Source organism: Proteus faecis (assembly GCF_003144395.1).
GTDB classification, from domain to species: domain Bacteria; phylum Pseudomonadota; class Gammaproteobacteria; order Enterobacterales; family Enterobacteriaceae; genus Proteus; species Proteus faecis.
Genome location: NZ_PENZ01000020.1, coordinates 1 through 2,381 on the forward strand (window position 1 = coordinate 1; position 2,381 = coordinate 2,381).

Sequence of the window (2,381 nt, forward strand, 5' to 3'; positions counted from 1 at the left end):
AACAATAGATTACCAATATTAAGTAAGCCAATCTGTTAATAATCAACGTAAGTTTTTAGAAAACAATCGCCTCGTAATAGCAGGGCTTTTTAATAAATAACTCCAACAAGGTTAGATAAATCGTTTATCCATTAAGGAGAGGGAGCTCTATCTTGATTGCTAAGGACAGACTAGAACTGAATCACCGACAGATCTACTAACACTACTATCCGAAATTATTGGTTACTTAGAGAACGAATTGTAGAGTCAAAGCAAATAATTAAAGGGTTGCAGGATTATGTAAGGCAAGGGTGTTTATAAATAATAATCAATAGTACTATCTGTGTTTTATTGTGAATAGGTTCACGAGTATCGGTGAGAGATATTTAAACATGGATAATTTATTAAGTTTTATTCTAGGTGTTTCAGCTCCAATAATAACGCAATTAGTTGCTCATTATGTATCTAATAGAGAAAGTAATAGGAATAAAAAATTAGAGAATATTAGGTTAGCAATAACAACTGTAATTGAATTGACAGAGTTAATTAATCAATGTTATGAGTACATTAAATCGCCAATACATACGGATAATGATGGTCGTCATATGAGGGAACATAATTGTTATCCTACATTTAAACCTAAAAATGAATTAGATTTAAAATTTATCAATAGTGATCTATCTTTTAGAATCTCCATTTTGCCAACAAGATTAAAGTATATAAAGGATAATATATCTTTATATTATGATAATGTTTCATTATATGATGATAAAATTTTCGCTTACTCAAACGATCTCTATAAAGAATTTACAATGGAACTTATTGATATTCGTGAAAAAATTTGTAAAGAATACAATCTTCCTAAAGATAAGCTTTTTGATTTGAGTGATTTGTATGGGGCACTATAATTTTCAATTGCTAAAGCTATCAATTATGGTGGCTTTTTTATTGGAGAAAGCCATGTCAGATAAAAAAGAGATAGGTGAATTGATCTACAAAGTCTCAGTAGATACAAGTGAGTTAGATAAGTTAGAAGAACAACTAACCCGTATTAAGCAACTGATGCAAGATGTAGGTGTGAAGCCTAAATCAATTCCACAACTATTCTCTCAATCTTCTGGTGCATTTTTTATTAAAGATGCCTTTATTAATTCGGCTGAGTTGGCAGATTTACACATGAAAGCCAACGAACAAGATATTGCTATTACTGAGTTAAAAAGAGTAATGGAAACTCAGCATCAAGCATGGTCACAAGCTGTGCGTGAACTAAATAACAGAACGTGGTGTAGTCAGAAGTAAATGTGAGAAATCCTGTCTTTAAAATCAAAGGGGATTATTCTCCTCTTTAGGTTATAGGAGATCAAATGCCGCCTCGCATACCTCGCGCATGTCGTAAACAGGGATGCGCCAAGACAACAACAGAACGCAACGGTTACTGTGAAGATCATCAGAACTTAGGATGGGAAACCCACCAGCGTGGTAAGTCTCGTCATCAACGTGGTTATGGTACCCAATGGGATAAGTTACGAGCACGTATACTCAAGCGTGATAAGTGTCTATGTCAGGAATGCTTAAGAGTAGGGCGAGCCACCGAAGCAAAAACAGTTGACCACATCACTGCTAAAGCACATGGGGGTACCGATGCGGAAGAGAACCTGCAGTCGTTATGTATTTCATGTCATAGAACTAAGACCGCAAAAGAAAGAATCTAATGTTAAGCCTAATATATTGATATATAACAATTTAATAAAGTTATAAAAATATTTAATTTCATATTGAAATTATAATGCCCAGGGAGGAGGGGCGGGTCAAATCTCTACCACTCTCGCCACCTAGGACCGCCCCCTTACCTCTTTTCACATCACCGCAGGTTAGAAAACTTTTTTTGGGGAACCACAAGCGATTATTGATAGGAGATTTCTATTATGGCTGGACCGCCTAAAACCCCGTCACATCTGCAATTAGTGAGGGGGAACCCATCAAAACGACCGATTAATAAAAAAGAGCCAAAACCGCCAAAAGGGGTACCCCCAACTCCGAAGCATTTCACTAAGCAAGGTAAGTATTGGTTTAAGCGTATTGCTGAAGAACTTGATGCAATGGGTGTCATGAGTCAGATGGATGCTAAGGCATTGGAGTTACTCGTCGAAGCTTACACTGAATATCGACATCATTGTGATGTTCTCGATAAAGAAGGCTATACCTACAAAAACAATACAGAAAGTGGATTGATGATAAAGGCGCATCCATCCGCTGCAATGAAGGCCGATGCTTGGAAACGTATTCGTGCCATGTTAAGTGAATTTGGTATGACTCCCGCTTCTCGAGCAAAAGTCACTATGAACACTCCTGCCGAAGAAGATCCTTTTGAGGCATTTTTGAAAAAGCGCAAATGATGAATG

4 protein-coding genes and 1 pseudogene are annotated in these 2,381 nt (G+C 36.5%); all 5 read left to right on the forward strand.

All coding sequences use genetic code 11. The features are described 5' to 3' along the window. Positions 1–183: 183 nt before the first annotated feature. Positions 184–300, forward strand: a pseudogene (locus DK858_RS18260) (lysis system i-spanin subunit Rz); the annotation flags it as partial. Between the two features lie 71 nt (positions 301–371). After that, entirely contained in the window at positions 372–887 is a 516-nt protein-coding gene (locus tag DK858_RS05350; RefSeq protein ID WP_109396499.1) for a hypothetical protein, read from the forward strand. A gap of 52 nt (positions 888–939) precedes the next feature. Then, positions 940–1,278 (forward strand): hypothetical protein, encoded by a 339-nt coding sequence (locus DK858_RS05355; RefSeq protein WP_109396501.1) that lies wholly within the window; start codon positions 940–942, stop codon positions 1,276–1,278. 65 nt (positions 1,279–1,343) lie between these two features. Next, the gene (locus tag DK858_RS05360) at positions 1,344–1,691 is read left to right on the forward strand and encodes an HNH endonuclease (protein WP_109396503.1); all 348 of its coding nucleotides are present in this window, start codon (positions 1,344–1,346) and stop codon (positions 1,689–1,691) included. Positions 1,692–1,904: 213 nt separating this feature from the next. Further along, the gene (locus DK858_RS05365) at positions 1,905–2,375 is read left to right on the forward strand and encodes a phage terminase small subunit P27 family (protein WP_072065059.1); all 471 of its coding nucleotides are present in this window, start codon (positions 1,905–1,907) and stop codon (positions 2,373–2,375) included. Positions 2,376–2,381: the final 6 nt, after the last annotated feature.